Source organism: Xanthomonas sp. NCPPB 2933, assembly GCF_056725225.1.
Map to the genome: position 1 here is coordinate 983,139 of NZ_CM161518.1, position 16,117 is coordinate 999,255.

Below are 16,117 nucleotides of genomic sequence, written 5' to 3' on the forward strand. Positions count from 1 at the left end.
CCTCAACAACACTGGAACGTGGCTGACCCCGTACAAATGGTGCCGCACTGCTCGGTCACCGCAGCCGCCTCGCAGCCGATGTCTGCCTCTGCATACGCGCCGCTTACGAACAACGGACCGGCAGGATTGTCATCGCCGGCATGACTGCGCCAATATTCCACCAGATCGTTCCGACTCTCTTCGCTCATGAGCAGATCCTTTGTCTTGAATTGAGGTGCGACGGTTGTGGTGCGGCAGGCTGAAAAAATTGGCACGAACATCGAGCCCATTTATCACTGAGAGGATGCGCGTGCAGATGCTGCCGCGTCTTGATCCTAGCGGTGTGATGGTTTGAAAACTGATACTTACGTCCGCAAATAACCGATGTGGGTAACGGCCCCAGCCGCCTTAGTTGCGGCCGAGCACGCGCGCCGCCGCAATCGCCGCAATCCGTGCCTTCGCCAATGCCTCACCGATCTGCGGGCCTTGCAAACCTTCTGCAGCCAGGTCGCGTGCGTTGATTGCGAGCGCAGCAGCATGCAAGCGTTTGAGTTCTTCGCCCTGCGCATAGGTTGCGTTTTCGCTGCCCAGTCGGCCACGCTTGTCGGCTTCGCAGACCAGGGCGAGCTGTGCGATGCGCTCGGGGCGGCGGAAGGCATCGCAGCGCATCAGCAGTTCGTGCACGGTGCGGTCGCGTAGTTCGGGCAGGCGATGCACGTTCAGGTGTTCGCGGCAGGCGGTGACGGCAAGCTGGCGATAGTCCTGCGGCACCTTGAGGCGTTCGCACAGGGCTTGCAGTGGGGCGACACCGCGTTGCTCGTGCATGATGTGGCGTGGCCATTCGTCGGGTGGTGTGAGTGCTTTGCCCAGATCGTGGGTGAGCGCGGCAAAGCCCACCAGCGCATCGCCCGGCGCCAGTCGCGCAGCCATGTCGCTGACCATTTCCTGGTGGATGCCGGTATCCACTTCAGGATGAAACTCGGCGCGTTGCGGTACGCCGTACAGCGCGTCGATTTGCGGCAGGATGACGCGCAGTGCATCGGTGTCGTGCAGGGTGCGCAAAAATGCAGAGGGCTGTGCGCTTGCCAGTACGCGACGCAACTCCTGCCACACGCGTTCGGGCACCAGGCTGTCGAGTTCGCCGCTGGCGGCCATTTCGCGCATCAATACGGCGGTCTCTGGCGCGATAGTGAAACCCAACGGTGCCAGTCGTGCCATGAAGCGCGCGGCGCGCAAGACGCGCACGGGGTCTTCGACGAACGCCGGGCCTACATGACGCAGCACGCGTGCTTGCAGATCGCGCGCGCCGCCGTAGGGATCGAATAGCTCGCCAGTGTCTTCGTCGCGCGCGATCGCATTGATGGTGAAGTCGCGGCGCAGCAGGTCTTCTTCGAGCGTCACCGACGGGTCGGCATCCACCACGAAGCCACGATAGCCGCGCCCGAACTTGCGCTCGGTACGCGCCAACGCATATTCCTCACCGCTACGCGGATGCAGAAATACCGGGAAATCTTTCCCCACCGGTTTGAAGCCCAGGCTTTCCATCTGCGCCTGATCGGCACCGACCACGACCCAGTCGCGGTCGCCAGCAGGCTGACCAAGCAGGGCATCGCGGACTGCGCCGCCAACGAGATAGATCTTCATCGCCATATGATGCCCGATGCGGTGCGCGAGTCGAAACAACGCGAACTGATTGTGGTTGGCGTCTGGCTAGGCTTGGGTGGCCAAGTGATGCCAACACATAAATCTCAGCGTATCGCAGCGGTTGGTCGGTGCGGATAGATCAGTCGTAGAGCGGAGAGCGCTGATCTTTTGATTGGCTGCAGGGCCCTTGCCCGCCCACCGTCGCGGGACACGCCGCAAGTACGTCCGTGTAGGCTCTTACGCGGCATCCATGCCGCGTAAGGTCCCGCGACGGTGGGCGGGCAAGGACCAGTGGAGATGGTCGGTGTGCATGGTGTAAGCAATGCCTGACGTGGGTTGCTTAGATAACGGCGCGCTCAATCAGCTTCCCAAGACAAGCGGAGAAACAAGCGGGCTTTCAACAAGTGACCTACAACCTTCTCAGCGTCCCATGGCAGACGTAGCGATAGGCAGGTTTTGACCCGACCACCGGCCAACTTCCTGGTGCGGTGTCCTCGCCGATTGCGGGACCGTGTGGCGGCATGGATGCCGCCACCGAGCCTCCACGGACGGATTCACGGCGTGTCCCGCGAGCGGCGAGGGCACCGCGCCCTCGACCGACTAGGCTGTTGAGCCGAGTATTCGACCGCAACTAAAGAACGCGACACATCGAAATTTTGGTTGTATTGGACTGTGGGCAGTTCGGATAGATCATGTGTAGAGCGTTTGACCTTCGACTTCGCTACAGGGCCCTTGCCTCGCTCACAATCGCGGGACACGCCACAGGTGCGTCCGTTCGGCCGACTTGCACTCACTCCTGCGCCGCGTTGTTGGCGGTCTGGCCTGGCGTGCACACCGGCTTCAAGCGCTTGTCCACCAGTTTGCCCATCAGCCGGTCGCTCAACGGCAGCATGTCGCCGTTGAGTTGCCAGTCGTAGATCACGCTGAAGGCCAGCACGCGCGCGACGTACTCGCGGGTTTCCTTGTAGCTGATGGTTTCGATCCAGAAGTCCGGATCGAAGTTGGGCCGCTGCGATTGCCAGCGCCCGGTCGGGCCCGGGCCGGCGTTGTAGGCGGCGATGGTGAGGTAGGGCAGGCCGTAAGTGTTGAGCAACTGGCGCAGGTAGGCGGTGCCGATGGCGATATTGGTGTCCGGCTCGTACAGGCTGGTGGCGCCTGCGTAACCGGGCAGGGCGATGCCCTTGGCCACGGCGGCGCCAGTGCCCGGCAATACCTGCATCAGGCCCATCGCGTTGGCAGGCGAGCGGGCGCGTGGATTGAAAATGCTTTCGGCACGAATTTCTGCTGCCACCCAGGCCGGGTCGATCGCGTTCTTGGCGGCTTCGCGGCGAATGCTCTCATCGTGATGCAACGGAAACCGCAGCGAATACAGCCGTTGTTCGTCCGGCTGCTTGCCGAGCGCGAACACCGCGCGATCGAACCAGCCATTCTCGCTGGCCACTTGCACGGCCAGACGGCGTTGGGTGTCGTCGAAGCGGGTGGCGGCATCGTTCCACTCGGCCACGGCCCAACCGGGGCGATCGATCTGGAAGAGTGCAATCGCGCGGATCAATGCCGGATCGCGCGCAACGGCCGCCTTGGCCTGCGGGTTGTCCTTGGGCTCCCACGGGCACAGCCGGTACGGCTGCTGCAGGCGATCGGCGGCCAGGAAGCCGTGGAAGGTCGGCGACTGCGCGGCCGCGCGATACAACGGCTGTGCGGCCGCGGCAGCGCCGGTCTTCTCGGCCAGGCGCGCTTCGAAATACTGCCAGCGCGAATCGCTGCGCTGGGTGGCGGACATCTTGCGGATCGCGGCCAATGCAGCCGGCCAGTCGCCACGCGACATCGCCTCGCGCGCGCGCCATTCGTGCAGGCGTTCGTCGTACGAGGCATCGGGCACTGCGTTGAGGCGGCGCGCTGAATCCGGCAAGTACGAGGCCACTGTCCACAACGCGATCTGGTACAGCACCTGGCCGCGCTGCGCCTCGCTGAAGCCGAGTGCGGTAGCCAGTTGCGGCAGCTGTTGCTCGGCCGCGTCCGGGTCGCTCTTGGCCAACTTGGCCAGCCCATCGACAGCGATGCCACGGCTGCGCTCGGTCTTGGGCCAACCCAGTGCACGCGGGTGGACCTTGTCGAGAAAGGCGGCGTAATCGGTGGCCAGTGCCAGATCAGCCGCCGGCAAGCCGCGCGCGGCGTTGCGCATCACCGCTGGCAGTTGTGCATCGGCAGCGGCTTCCACGCGCTCCCAGCGCAGTGCCGGGGTGAGTTCGCCGCGCGACTCCAGCCCGGCGACCACCGGATCGCAGGCATCGGGCAGCGCCTTTCCGTTACGCCACAGCGTGAGCGCATCGCGGCTCCACTGCGCATCGGCCTTGCCGGTGGCCTGACGCGCCGTGAGCTGTGCGCAGCGCAGGCCGAGGTTGTCGGTGGATTTCCAGTTGGCCAGCAGCGTGGTCCAGTCCTGGCGACGCGCTACGGCCGGCAGCCAGGTGCTGCGGAAGCTCTCCGCCACCGGTTGGCCCGCATAGCGCTGCAGAAACCCCTGCGCCTGCGCATTGGAAACGCTGTCGATGCTGCGCTTGAGCGTGGCGAATTCCAGCCAGCCATACAGCGGATGGCGACTCAACGCACTGAGTTGACCGGCATCGGACTGACCGCGCTCTGCAGCGGCGATGGCATCGCGCATGGCGGTCAGTTGCGGGTCCAGGCTTTGCGCATGCAGCGCAGTGCTGCCAAGGCACAGCAGGCCGACGAAAACAGTGGCAAGACGGGGGGCATAAGTCATTGCGCGATGATACCGAAGCACGCATGAGCGCTTGAGTGAATACGCGTTGCAGCGTTGCGAACGCACACATCTCAGCGTGCAGGCGTAGCGCGTGAGGGAACGCGTCATCGCACGCTCGCGTTCGTGGGCGTGCGATGGCAGCCATTGCGATCTGCTGCGCAGTGCTGCACTGCCAGCTTGCGGCGCGTTAAGGTTTCGTTTAAAAGTTGGGGCGGACCGCAGGGCACGGGGGCGTGCGGATACTCGAAATCCTTCTGGAGAGAGAACGGATGAAGCGTCTGATTGGCCCTCATCGGTCATGCCTGGCCGTGCAGTTGTCGTTGTGTCTGATTCCCACACTCGCCTGGGCGCAACAGCCTGAGGCCGCCCCGAGCACGCGCACGCTCGACAGCGTGCAGGTCACCGGCACGCGTATCAAAACCGCCGAACTGCAGGGCCAGGTGCCGATCCAGACGCTCAATCGCGCCGACATCGAACGCACCGGCCTGACCTCGATCGGCGAGGTGCTGCAGGAACTCACCGCGTCCGGCTCGGCGCTCAATGCCAAGTTCAACTCGTCCGGCAATTTCGGCTTTCCGCCCGATGGTGGCGGCGTGGGCGCAGGCTCGGCGCAGGTGGATCTGCGCCATCTCGGGTCCAAGCGCGTGCTGGTGCTGGTGGACGGCATTCGCTGGGTCAACGAATCTTCGGCCTCCGGCGTGGGGTCGTCGACCGATCTCAACACCATTCCGCTGGCGATCGTGGAGCGCATCGAGGTGCTCGAAGACGGCGCTTCGTCGCTGTACGGTTCGGATGCGATTGCCGGCGTGGTCAACATCATCACCCGGCGCAGCTTCGACGGTGCGCAGGTCACGCTCAACTACGGGCAGTACGGCAAGGGCGATGGCGCCAACCAGGGCATGGACCTGGCCTGGGGCACCAGCGGCGAGGATTTCAGCCTGTTTCTGGGTGCCAGCTACGTCAAGCAGGACCCGATCTATGCACGCGACCGCGCGCAGGCCCGCTTTCCGATTCCGGGCACCGGGCTGACCTTCGCCAGCTCGGCAACGCCGGATGGGCGCTTCCAGTTCGTCGACCCCAACACCGGTGTGCGTCAGAACCTCACGCCCAATGCCGGTGTGGGTACGCCGCAATACGATGGCAGTGCGGGGTGTACACGCAGCGACGACTACCACTGTTTCGGCACCGCTGACCGTTACAACTTCGCCGAACAGAATCTGCTGCTGACACCGTCCGAGCGCAAGGGCGTGTTTGCGCAATTTCGCTATTACTTCAACGACGATGTGCAGTGGTATGTCAAAGCATTGGGCAACCGGCGCGAGTCGACCAACCAGGCTGCACCCGAGCCGATCTTTCTCGGCCCCGATGCCGGCACCGGCAATCCGCTGGCCGACAACATCGTGATTTCGGCGCTGAATCCGTTCAATCCTTTCGGCTTCGAGTTGAACTCCGCCACCAACCTGATCCAGATCGGTCGCCGCCCGGTGGAAGGCGGGGCGCGTCGGTTCGAGCAGCAGGTCGATACGCAATACTTCGGCACCGGTCTGGTGGGCACCTTCGAAGGCGCGGCGCGCACGTGGTTCTGGGACGTCAACGGCATGTACAGCAAGAACAAGGCCGAGCAGACCAACTACGGTAGCTACAACCTGTTCAACATCAATCTGGGGTTGGGCGATCCGGCCGCCTGTGCGGCAGTGGCCGGCTGCGTGCCATTGGATATCTTCAGTGGCGCCGGCAGCATCACGCCGGAGATGTTGCGCTGGATCCAGCCGGTGGTGCGCGACCGCAGCCAGAACGAATTGAGCCTGTTCACCGCCAACCTCAGCAGCGAGTTGTTCCAGTTGCCCGGCGGTGCGGTGTCGTTCGCCACCGGCTACGAGTACCGCAAGTACGAGGGTTCGTATCAGCCCGATCCGCTCACCGTGGCAGGCCGCTACAACGGCGTGCCGTCGTTGCCGACCTCGGGCAGCTACGACGTCAACGAAGCCTATCTCGAACTCAATATCCCGATCTTCGCCAACTCGTCGTTGGGCGACAAACTCGATTTGAATATCGCCGGGCGCTATTCGGATTACTCCACCTTCGGCGGCGAGTTCACGCCCAAGTACGGCCTGCGTTGGCAAGTCACCGACGAGTTGGTGTTGCGCACCAGCTATGCAGAAGGCTTCCGTGCGCCGACCATCGGTGAGTTGTTCGGTTCGGCGGCGCGCGCGGATCTGCAGTTGTCGGATCCATGCTCGATCGGGCTGGGCGGCACCGCGCCGCGTGGCAGTGCTACCAACTGCGCTGCGCTCGGTGCACCGGTGGGCTATCAACAGGCCAATCAGCAGATCTCGGTCACCACGGGGGGCAACGAGCAGTTGGATCCTGAGCGCTCGCGCAGTTTCAGTGCCGGTTTCGTGTTCAGCCCGGGCTTTGCGAGCAATGCGAGCTGGTCGGATCGGCTCGATCTGGAGATGACGTTCTATCGCCATCATGTGGATGGGGCGATCCAGGCGATCAATGCGCAGACGCAGCTGGATCTGTGCGTGGATACGTTGGACGCGCTGTACTGCAACGGCATCACGCGTGCATCCACCGGGGGCATCAATGCGTTCAACAATCGGTTGACCAATCTGGGTTCGATCAAGACCGATGGTTGGGATGTGGATCTGTTCTGGACGCTGCCGGAAACTGGCTTGGGCCGCTTCAAGTTGTCGTGGCAGAACACCTTCGTGGGCCGTTACGAGGCGCTCGGTGCGGCAGGGCAACTGCAGCCGCAGGGGCCAGGCATCGAAGTGGTCGACAGTGCAATTCCCGAGTGGACCAGCAATGCAGTGCTGGATTGGTCGCTAGGCAATTGGACGGCATCATGGACGGCGCGCCACATTTCCAAACTCACCGAGCAATGCGGCGATGCGGTGGAATTTGCGGTGTGTTCCGATCCTGCCGTGGGCACCAATCAGCTGGATGCGATCACTTATCACGATGCGCAGGTGGGTTATCGCGTCGATTGGCTCAAGGGTCTGCAACTCACGGCCGGTTTGAACAACGTGTTCGACAAGGATCCGCCGCTGTGCCTGTCGTGCTCCCTCAACGGCTATGACGCATCCACTTACGATATTCCCGGTGGGCGCTTCTGGTATGCGCGTGTGGATTTGAAGTTTTAGTCCATCAGGTCAGTCGTAGAGCGGAGAGCGGATGATCTGCGGCTTTGCTGCAAGGCCCTTGCCCGCCCACCATCGCGGGACACGCCGCAAGTACGTCCATGTAGGCTCTTACGCGGCATCCATGCCGCGTAAGGTCCCGCGACGGTGGGCAGGCAAGGACCAATCAAGTTGATAGGCGTGCATAGCTTTCAGCAAAGTAACCGGCGAACTGTCTGGTGCGGTGTCCTCACCGATTGCGGGACCGTGTGGCGGCATGGATGCCGCGACCGAGCCTACACGGACGTACTTGCGGCGTGTCCCGCGAGCGGTGAGGGCACCGCGCCCTCGACGACCCAAGCTTTCGACTTGGGCTTTTGATACACCCAAACTGCGCGACGAGTCGAAATTTCCGTCGTTTCGAAATGATCGGACAGTGTGGGTAGATCACGTGTAGAGCGGATGATCTGCGGCTTGGCTGCAGGGCCCTTGCCCGCCCACCATCGCGGGACACGCCGCAAGTACGTCCGTGTAGGCTCTTACGCGGCATCCATGCCGCGTAAGGTCCCGCGACGGTGGGCGGGCAAGGACCAGTCGAGATGCTCGGTGCGCATGGTTTTTAACAAAGCAGCCAGCAAACTCCTGGTGCGGTGAGGGCACCGCGCCCTCGACTACCCAGGTTTACGGCCGCAGCACTTACCAGTTCACCTTGCGAGCAGGTTAAATCGCGGACTAAATACAGATCACCCACGCACAGGCGCATCGCCCGCCACGTAGTAGTCCGCCGTACTGCGTGGCAATGGCGTGCGGCCACGCATGCGGTCGGCGATCTTCTCGGCGATCATGATCGTGGTGGCGTTGAGGTTGCCGGTGATGATGCGCGGCATGATCGAGGCATCGATCACGCGCAGGCCTTCCATGCCGTGCACACGGCCTTGTCCATCGACCACCGCCATATCGTCGGTACCCATCGCGCAGGAGCAGGAGGGGTGATAGGCGGTTTCTGCGCGCGCACGCACGAAGGCGTCGAGTTCGGCATCGGTCTTGCAGTCCGCACTCGGGCTGATCTCGCGGCCGCGGTAAGCGTCCAGTGCGGGTTGGGCGATGATCTCGCGGGTGATGCGGATCGCATCGCGAAATTCCTGCCAATCCTGATCGGTGGATTGGTAGTTGAACAGGATCGACGGATGCTGGCGCGGGTCGCGCGACTTGGCATGCACGCGTCCACGGCTAGGTGTACGCATCGAGCCCACATGCGCCTGGAAACCGTGTTCCTTCACCGCATTGCTGCCGTTGTAATTGATCGCGACGGGGAGGAAGTGGTACTGGATGTTGGGCCAGTCGAATTCCTCGCGCGTGCGAATGAAACCGCCGGCTTCGAACTGATTGCTGGCGCCGGTGCCGGTGCCGGCGAACAACCACTCCGCTCCGATCGCCGGTTGGTTCCACCACTGCAATGCCGGATACAACGACACCGGCTTGGTGCAGGCGTACTGGATGTAAACCTCGAGGTGATCCTGCAGGTTTTGGCCAACGCCGGGCAGGTCGTGCACCAGTTGCACGTCGAGCGCACGCAGCAGATCAGGTGCGCCGACGCCGGAGCGTTGCAGCAGCTGCGGCGAGGCGATTGCGCCTGCGCACACCAGCACTTCGCGGCGTGCACGCGCGTCGATGCCTTCGCTGCTGTTGCCGACCAAGTAGTGCACGCCAATCGCGCGCTTGCCGGCAAACAGGATGCGATCGGTGGTGGCATGGGTGACGATGTGCAAGCCATCGCGCGGACGTGCCATGTCCAGATAGCCGCGCGCCGTACTTGCGCGACGCCCCTGCGGCGTCACCGTGCGGTCCATCGGCCCGAAGCCTTCCTGCTGATAGCCGTTGAGATCGTCGGTGCGCGGGTACCCGGCCTGCACACCGGCATCGACCATGGCCTGGAACAGCACGTTGTTGTCGTTCTTCGGCGTGGCCACGCTCACCGGGCCTTCGCCGCCGTGATAATCGTTTGCGCCGATGTCGCGGGTCTCGGCCTTGCGGAAGTACGGCAACACATCGCGGTAACTCCAGTCTTCCAGGCCCGGACGCTTGGCCCAGTGGTCGAAATCCAGGGCGTTGCCGCGGATGTAGCACATGCCGTTGATCAACGATGAACCGCCCAGCCCTTTGCCGCGCCCGCACTCCATGCGCCGGTTGTCCATATGCGGCTCCGGCTCGGTTTCATAGGTCCAGTTATAGCGGCGTCCCTGCAGCGGGAAGGCGAGTGCGGCCGGCATCTGGGTGCGGAAATCTAGCCGATAATCGGGCCCGCCGGCCTCCAGCAGCAACACGCTGACGCCCGGGTCTTCGGTCAGGCGCGCGGCCAGCACGTTGCCTGCCGAGCCGGCGCCGATGATGATGTAGTCGTATTCGCGTTGCATGGGGTTCTCCTGTTGCGGCGCCGGCTTGAAGCGGCTTTCAAAACGATTGCGCAGTGGGGCATCGATGCCTGTGCCCGAAACGGCAGCACTGGCCGCGCACTGCGGCTTGTGCATGTCGCCGATGGCGTTGGCGACTGCCTGCCAGGTGGTGTCAGCCGCTCAAAACACCGACGCGTAGCGTTCCAGTTCGACCTGGACAGACTTGGTACGCGTGTAGGCCTGCAAGGTGGCCAGCCCGTTTTCGCGACCCACGCCGGATTGCTTGTAGCCACCTACCGGCATCGGTGCCGGCGATTCGCCCCAGGTGTTGATCCAGCAGATGCCCGCTTCCAGGCGATGAATCAGACGATGCGCGCGTGCAAGATCCGGCGTCACCACGCCTGCGGCCAGGCCGTACGTGGTGGCATTGGCGCGTGCGATCGCTTCGTCCTCGTCGTCGTAGGTGAGCAGGCTCAAGACCGGCCCGAAGATTTCTTCGCGCACGATGGTCATCACGTCGGTGCAATCGCTGAAGATGGTCGGTGCCACGTAGCAGCCTTGTGCCAGCGCACCATCGCGCAGACGCTGCCCACCGCACAGCAGGCGCGCGCCTTCGGCCTTGCCCTGTTCGATGTAGTCGAGCACGCGCTGCATGTGCGCGGCGCTGACCATCGGGCCGAAGGTGGTGCGCGCATCCAGCGGGTCGCCGATCTGGATGCGTTGCACACGTGCCAGCAGTCGCGCTTCGAAGGCGTTGCGCAGGGCGCGCGGCACGAACACGCGCGTGCCATTGGTGCACACCTGCCCGGAACTGTAGAAGTTGGCCATCATGGCGATGTCGGCAGCCAGGTCCAGATCGGCATCGGCGCAAACGATCAGCGGCGACTTGCCGCCCAGTTCCATGGTCACGTCTTTCAACGACGAACTCGATGCACTGGCCATCACCTTGCGCCCGGTCGCGGTGCCGCCGGTGAAGCTGATCTTTTCGATCTGCGGATGTTCGGTGAGCGCAGTGCCCACACTGGCCCCGTCGCCGGGCAGCACGTTGAACACGCCATCGGGCAGGCCGGCTTCGGTGAAAATTTCGGCCAGCTTGAGTGCGGTCAGTGGCGTCACTTCGCTGGGTTTGAAGATCATTGCGTTGCCGGCCGCCAGTGCAGGTGCGGCCTTCCACAGCGCAATCTGGATCGGGTAATTCCACGCGCCGATCGCGCCCACCACGCCAAGTGGCTCGTGGCGCGTGTAGAAGAAGCTGCCTTCGCGCAATGGCACCTGCACGCCCTGCAGCGCGTGCGCCACGCCTGCGTAGTACTCCAGTACATCCGCACCGGTGACGATGTCCACGCTGCGGGTTTCGCTCAGCGGCTTGCCGGTGTTGAGGGTTTCCAGTTCGGCCAGTGCGTCGTTGCGCTCGCGCAGCAACGCCACCGCGCGCAGCAGGATGCGCGAGCGTTCCACCGTGGTCAGTGCCGCCCATTGCTGTTGGCCGGCCTTGGCGCTATCTACCGCCGCGTCCAGATCGTCGGCACCGGCGTTGTGCACATTGGCCAGTACCTCGCCGGTGGCGGGGTTGACCACCTCGAAGGTGTGGCCGCCGCGGGCGGGAACATAGCGGCCGCCGATATACAGCAACTGGTCGGGAAAACGTGGCATGACAAACCTCCTGTGGGGCGCACGCGGCAGCGGCGGCACCTCAGCGCGTGAGATGCAGGAACTGCAGGTGACGCTCGTATTGATCGATGATGTCGTTGATGATCTGCTCGCGGCTGTAACCGACCAGGTCGTAATCCTGGCTGCCTTCGTACAGATACACCTCGGCGCGGTAATAGCGTTGGTTGCGTAGGCGTTGCGCGGCGAAAGACGGCGTCAGGTAGCCGCGCATCACCACCTGGTAGCGAAAACCTTGCTGCTCGCCGTGATCGACGCTGATCTCCATATCGTCGTCGTCGAGCCGGCTGCTGACCTGCCAGCCTTCTTCCTGCAATTGTGTGGTGACCGCTTCGATCGCCGGGCGTACCTGGTCGTGCATGAAGCGATAGACCTCATCGCGCGCCGGGAAATGCATCGCCTGGCCCAGGCGCTGACGCCAGCCGCGGTGATTGCGCGATTGCCCGATCAACGGGCTGGGGCTGTAGAGCTGCGCGCGCTTGCGTTGCGATTCTTCGCTGAGCGCGCGCGACAAGCCCCACGCCATCAGCAGCAACACCGCAGAGAACGGCAGCGAGGCCAGCACCACTGCCGATTTCAATGCGTCCATGCTGCCGGCAAGCAAGAGACCGGCGGTGACCACGGCGGTGAGCACGCCCCAGAACACGCGCAGCCAGCGCGGGCCATCGTCGTGCGGCTCGCCGCCGTGCGAGGACAGCGTGGACAGCACCACCGTGCCGGAATCAGCGGAGGTGACGAAGAAGACGAAGCTGACCGCCACCGTCACTGTGATCACCGCGCGGCTCCACGGATAGCCCTGCAGCAGTGAGTACAGCACCGTCTGCGGCGCATCGATTGCCTGCTGCGCCAGCGCACCCTGGCCGTGATGCAGCAACTGATCCAGCGCGCTGTTGCCGAAGATCGACAGCCACGCCAGGGTGAAGCCGAGCGGGATCAGCAACACCCCGAGCACGAACTCGCGAATGGTGCGGCCGCGCGAAATGCGCGCGATAAACAGCCCCACGAACGGTGCCCAGCCGATCCACCAGGCCCAATAGAACACCGTCCAGTTGCCCAGCCAATCGCTGCGCCCGCCGTAGGCATACACGTCGAAACTCTTGTTGACCACACTGCCCAGGTAGTCGCCCAGGTTCTGTATCAGCGCGTTGAGCAGATATTGCGTAGGGCCGGCGAACAGCATGAACAGCAGCAGCGCGATCGCCAGCAGCATGTTGATGTCCGACATCCAGCGCACGCCTTTTTCCACGCCCGACACCGCCACCAGAATCGCCGCACCCATCATCGCCACGATCAACGCCACCTGCACCCAGTGCGTATGCGGCACATCGAACAAGGTGCTCAGCCCGGCATTGAGATGCAGCACGCCAAAGCCCATGTCCGCACCGATACCGAACACCGTCGCGACGATGCCCAGCGCATCCACGGTGTAACCGATCGGCCCGTTGATGCGCTTGCCGATCAGCGGATACAGCGCCGAGCGCAAGGCCAACGGCAAGTTATGCCGAAACGCGAAGTAGGCCAGTGCCATCGCCGCCAGCGCGAACACGCCCCAACCATGAAGGCCCCAATGCAGGAACAGCAACTGCATCGCCTGACGTGCGGAGGCTTCGCCGCTGCCAGTGCCGCCTTGTGGCGGTTGCAGATAATGGGTGAGCGGTTCGGAGACGCAGAAGAAGAACAGCGTGATGCTGATGCCCGCAGCGAACAGCATGCCGGCCCAGGAGAGATAGCTGAATTCCGGTTCGTCGTGGTCGGCGCCGAGCTTGATGTTGCCGTAGCTGGACAAGGCCACGCCGAGCACGAACACCAGGTACACCGTCATCGCCAGCAGGTAGTACCAGCCGACATTGCGCGAGGCCCAGGTCTGCGCATCCAGCAGCACGCGGCCTGCATCCAACGGAAACAACGACACCAGCAACGCAAACGTACAGACCACCGTTGCCGCCAACACGAACACCGGACGCAAGGTGCGCACCGGTGCCAGTTGCGGCTCTACCGCACTCATACCAGCGCACTCATAAGAGGCGTGTCACGGACTGTGCTCCCAACGAAAAACCGCCTGCGTTATCGCACAGGCGGTGTCGAGGGGGTGTCATCGGTCGAGTTCGCCTATGCGAACCCGTAGCCACTTTTCGCGGTATTTAACGCAGCAGCTGCGTCGGCACGCGGATATCCATGCCAACCGCCAGATGATCTGAAAACGCGGCGGGAATCGCTTCGATGCGTTCGATCGTCAGACTGTCGCTGACCAGAATATGGTCGATCGCCCGATCCGGGCGCCAGCTCGGAAAGGTGTGCACTTCACAGCTTGGCGGTTGCAGACGCGTATGCCGATACAGCGCCTGCATCTCCGGCCGGTCGGCCATGCAGTTGAAATCGCCCATCAACATCGCGTTGGGATGCTCGGACAACAACTCGGCGATGAAGGCCAGTTGCGCCATGCGCGAATTGGCGCCCAGCGACAGATGCGCCACTGCCACCGCCAAGCCGTCGCGGCCTTCGCCGAATTTGGCCAGCAAGATGCCGCGCCCGCCGATCCGGCCGGGCAGGGCATGGTCCTGCACTTCCAGCGGTTGCAGCTTGCTGAGCAAGCCATTCGCGCTGGAGGCCACCCCGCCCATGCGGCGATTGGGTTGGTGGCTCCAGTAATCGAAGCCGGCGCGCTCGGCCAGGTAGTGGGTCTGGTTGGTGAAACCCGAGCGCAGGCTGCCGGGGTCGGCCTCCTGCAAGCCCACGATGTCGCGTTCGCCGGCCAGCTTGGCGATGCTGTCCAGGCTGGTGCGCTTGCTGCCCAACGGCAGCGCGTGCGACCAGCTGCGGGTGACGTAATCGCTGTAGCGACGGGTGCTGGAGCCGGCCTGGATATTGGCGGTCAGCACCCGCAGGGTGCGCGAATCCGAAGCGTTCACTGGAGGGCGATCGCTCGGGTCACTTGGCCAGCGTGGCGCGTTCGCGCGCGATCAGGTGATCGGCGATACGCAGCATGTCCGGGAAGCTCTGGCCCTTGACCAGGTACTTGCCGTTGACGATCAGCGACGGGGTGCCGGTGAGCTTGCTGCGGGTTGCGAACTGCTTGGCGCGGTTGGTCTTGGCCGACACGCCGAAGCTGCTCATGGTGTCGATGAAGGTCTTCTGGTCCACGCCGTACTTGGCGTAGAACGCGGCGATGTCCTGCACCGAATCCTTGCCGCGCTCGCCCTTCAGGGTCTGGTCGACGTGGATGGCCTTGTACAGCGCTTCGTGGGTCTTCTCCTGCACGCCCAGCGTTTCGGCGGCGTAGAAGGCACGGCCGTAGTCGTCCCACGGGCCACCGAACATCGCCGGCACGTAGACGAAATGCACGTCGGAGGGCAGCCCTGCCTTCCACGGCCCGATCAGCGGCTGGAACGCATTGCAGGCAGGGCAGACATAGCCGAACACCTCGGCCACTTCGATCTTGCCGGCGGCCTGCTGGTACGGCTGGCCACCTTCGATATCCAGATAGTCGGTGCCGGCGACCGGCTCGGGGCCGTTCGGTGCACGTGGGGCGGCGCTGGGTGCGACGGCGGGGGCCGTGCTGGCGCTCTCGCCAACGGCCGGCGGTGCGGCGGGGTCTGTGGCCGGAGCGGCAGCGGCCGGAGCAGGCGCGGTGTCAGCAGCCGGCGTGGCAGCGGCAGGTGCGGTGTCGGACGAACCGTCCTGGGCCTTGCAGGCGACCAGGATCGGCAGCAGCGCCATCAGCGTCAGGGCGAAGCGGGTCTTCATCGGATTGGATCTCCAGCGTGGGGCGAGAAAAGGGCCGGACGGCCGCGGGGCGCATGATGCCACGGGCGGCCGTCGGTGGCGGTTACGCGGTTCAGCGCTTGGCAGGCGCAGCGTGCTCGCGGGCGATCAGATAGTCGGCCACGCGCAGCATGTCCGGGTAATTGCGCGCGCCGATCAGATAGCGCCCGTTGATGATGATGGCCGGGGTGCCGGGGAGCTTGCTGCGCTTGGCGAAGTCGCGCGCGGCATCGAGCTTGGCGTCTACCGCCGCGCTCTTGTAGGTCTCGACGAAGCGCTGCTGCGGCACGCCGTAGTCGGCGTAGAACGCCGCCAGTTCTTCCGGTGCCACGTTCTGCGAGGGCACGCTCTGCTTTTCGTGGATCGCCTCGAACATGGCGCGATGGCTGCGCTTGGCCACGCCCAGGATGTCGGCGGCAAAGTAGGCACGCGCGAATGCGTCCCAGAACCCGCCGAATGCCGCCGGCACCGGGGTGAAGCGCACATAGGACGGCTGCTTGGCCACCCAGGCCTCCAGGGTTGGCTCGAAGTGCGCGCAGTGCGGGCAGGTGTAGCCGAACACCTCGGTCACTTCGACCTTGCCGGCTAGCGGCGCGTACGGCTGGCCGCCGTCGATCACGATGTAGTCGTCGCCCTCGACCGGCGGGGTGTTCTTGTCGGCAGCGCAGGCCACCAGCGGCAGCAGGATCAACAACAGCAGGGACAGACGGGAAAACAGCTTCATGCAGGCTCCGTGGGGATAGGGGGAGGACGGGAAACGACGACGCCGGTCGCGGGACCGG

Annotated in this window: 10 protein-coding genes; 1 reads left to right on the forward strand and 9 read right to left on the reverse strand. The window is 64.0% G+C overall.

The features are described from left to right. Positions 1-2 precede the first annotated feature (2 nt). From AC1PLU_RS04180 to AC1PLU_RS04190, 3 genes are all read right to left on the reverse strand, one after another. Positions 3-188: a DUF6229 family protein gene (locus AC1PLU_RS04180; protein ID WP_255086033.1), complete on the reverse strand. Its 186-nt coding sequence runs from the start codon at positions 186-188 to the stop codon at positions 3-5. Between the two features lie 199 nt (positions 189-387). Then, on the reverse strand, positions 388-1,623 hold the full coding sequence (locus tag AC1PLU_RS04185) for a multifunctional CCA addition/repair protein (protein ID WP_481107791.1): 1,236 nt from the start codon (positions 1,621-1,623) through the stop codon (positions 388-390). 790 nt (positions 1,624-2,413) lie between these two features. Next, positions 2,414-4,387 (reverse strand): transglycosylase SLT domain-containing protein, encoded by a 1,974-nt coding sequence (locus AC1PLU_RS04190; protein WP_481107792.1) that lies wholly within the window; start codon positions 4,385-4,387, stop codon positions 2,414-2,416. Between the two features lie 269 nt (positions 4,388-4,656). Here AC1PLU_RS04190 and AC1PLU_RS04195 point away from each other — a divergent pair, with 269 nt between their 5' ends. Further along, positions 4,657-7,536: a TonB-dependent receptor gene (locus AC1PLU_RS04195; RefSeq protein ID WP_481107793.1), complete on the forward strand. Its 2,880-nt coding sequence runs from the start codon at positions 4,657-4,659 to the stop codon at positions 7,534-7,536. Positions 7,537-8,255: 719 nt separating this feature from the next. Here the strand turns inward: AC1PLU_RS04195 and betA are convergent. The 6 genes from betA to AC1PLU_RS04225 all read right to left on the reverse strand — a co-directional run bounded on the left by betA (position 8,256) and on the right by AC1PLU_RS04225 (position 16,059). Continuing rightward, positions 8,256-9,926 carry a choline dehydrogenase gene (betA, locus tag AC1PLU_RS04200; RefSeq protein ID WP_481094874.1) on the reverse strand — a complete coding sequence of 557 codons (1,671 nt, stop codon included), beginning with the start codon at positions 9,924-9,926 and terminating at the stop codon, positions 8,256-8,258. 159 nt (positions 9,927-10,085) lie between these two features. After that, positions 10,086-11,558, reverse strand: coding sequence for a betaine-aldehyde dehydrogenase (betB, locus tag AC1PLU_RS04205; RefSeq protein WP_481094875.1), 1,473 nt, complete (start codon positions 11,556-11,558; stop codon positions 10,086-10,088). Between the two features lie 40 nt (positions 11,559-11,598). Then, positions 11,599-13,578, reverse strand: a complete 1,980-nt coding sequence (gene betT / locus AC1PLU_RS04210; RefSeq protein WP_481107794.1) for a choline BCCT transporter BetT — start codon at positions 13,576-13,578, stop codon at positions 11,599-11,601. A 136-nt stretch (positions 13,579-13,714) separates the two neighbouring features. After that, positions 13,715-14,452 carry an endonuclease/exonuclease/phosphatase family protein gene (locus AC1PLU_RS04215; protein WP_043889741.1) on the reverse strand — a complete coding sequence of 246 codons (738 nt, stop codon included), beginning with the start codon at positions 14,450-14,452 and terminating at the stop codon, positions 13,715-13,717. A 49-nt stretch (positions 14,453-14,501) separates the two neighbouring features. Continuing rightward, entirely contained in the window at positions 14,502-15,317 is an 816-nt protein-coding gene (locus AC1PLU_RS04220; protein ID WP_481094877.1) for a thiol:disulfide interchange protein DsbA/DsbL, read from the reverse strand. 91 nt (positions 15,318-15,408) lie between these two features. Beyond that, complete coding sequence (locus tag AC1PLU_RS04225; protein WP_481094878.1) at positions 15,409-16,059, reverse strand: thiol:disulfide interchange protein DsbA/DsbL; 651 nt, start codon at positions 16,057-16,059, stop codon at positions 15,409-15,411. Positions 16,060-16,117 lie beyond the last annotated feature (58 nt).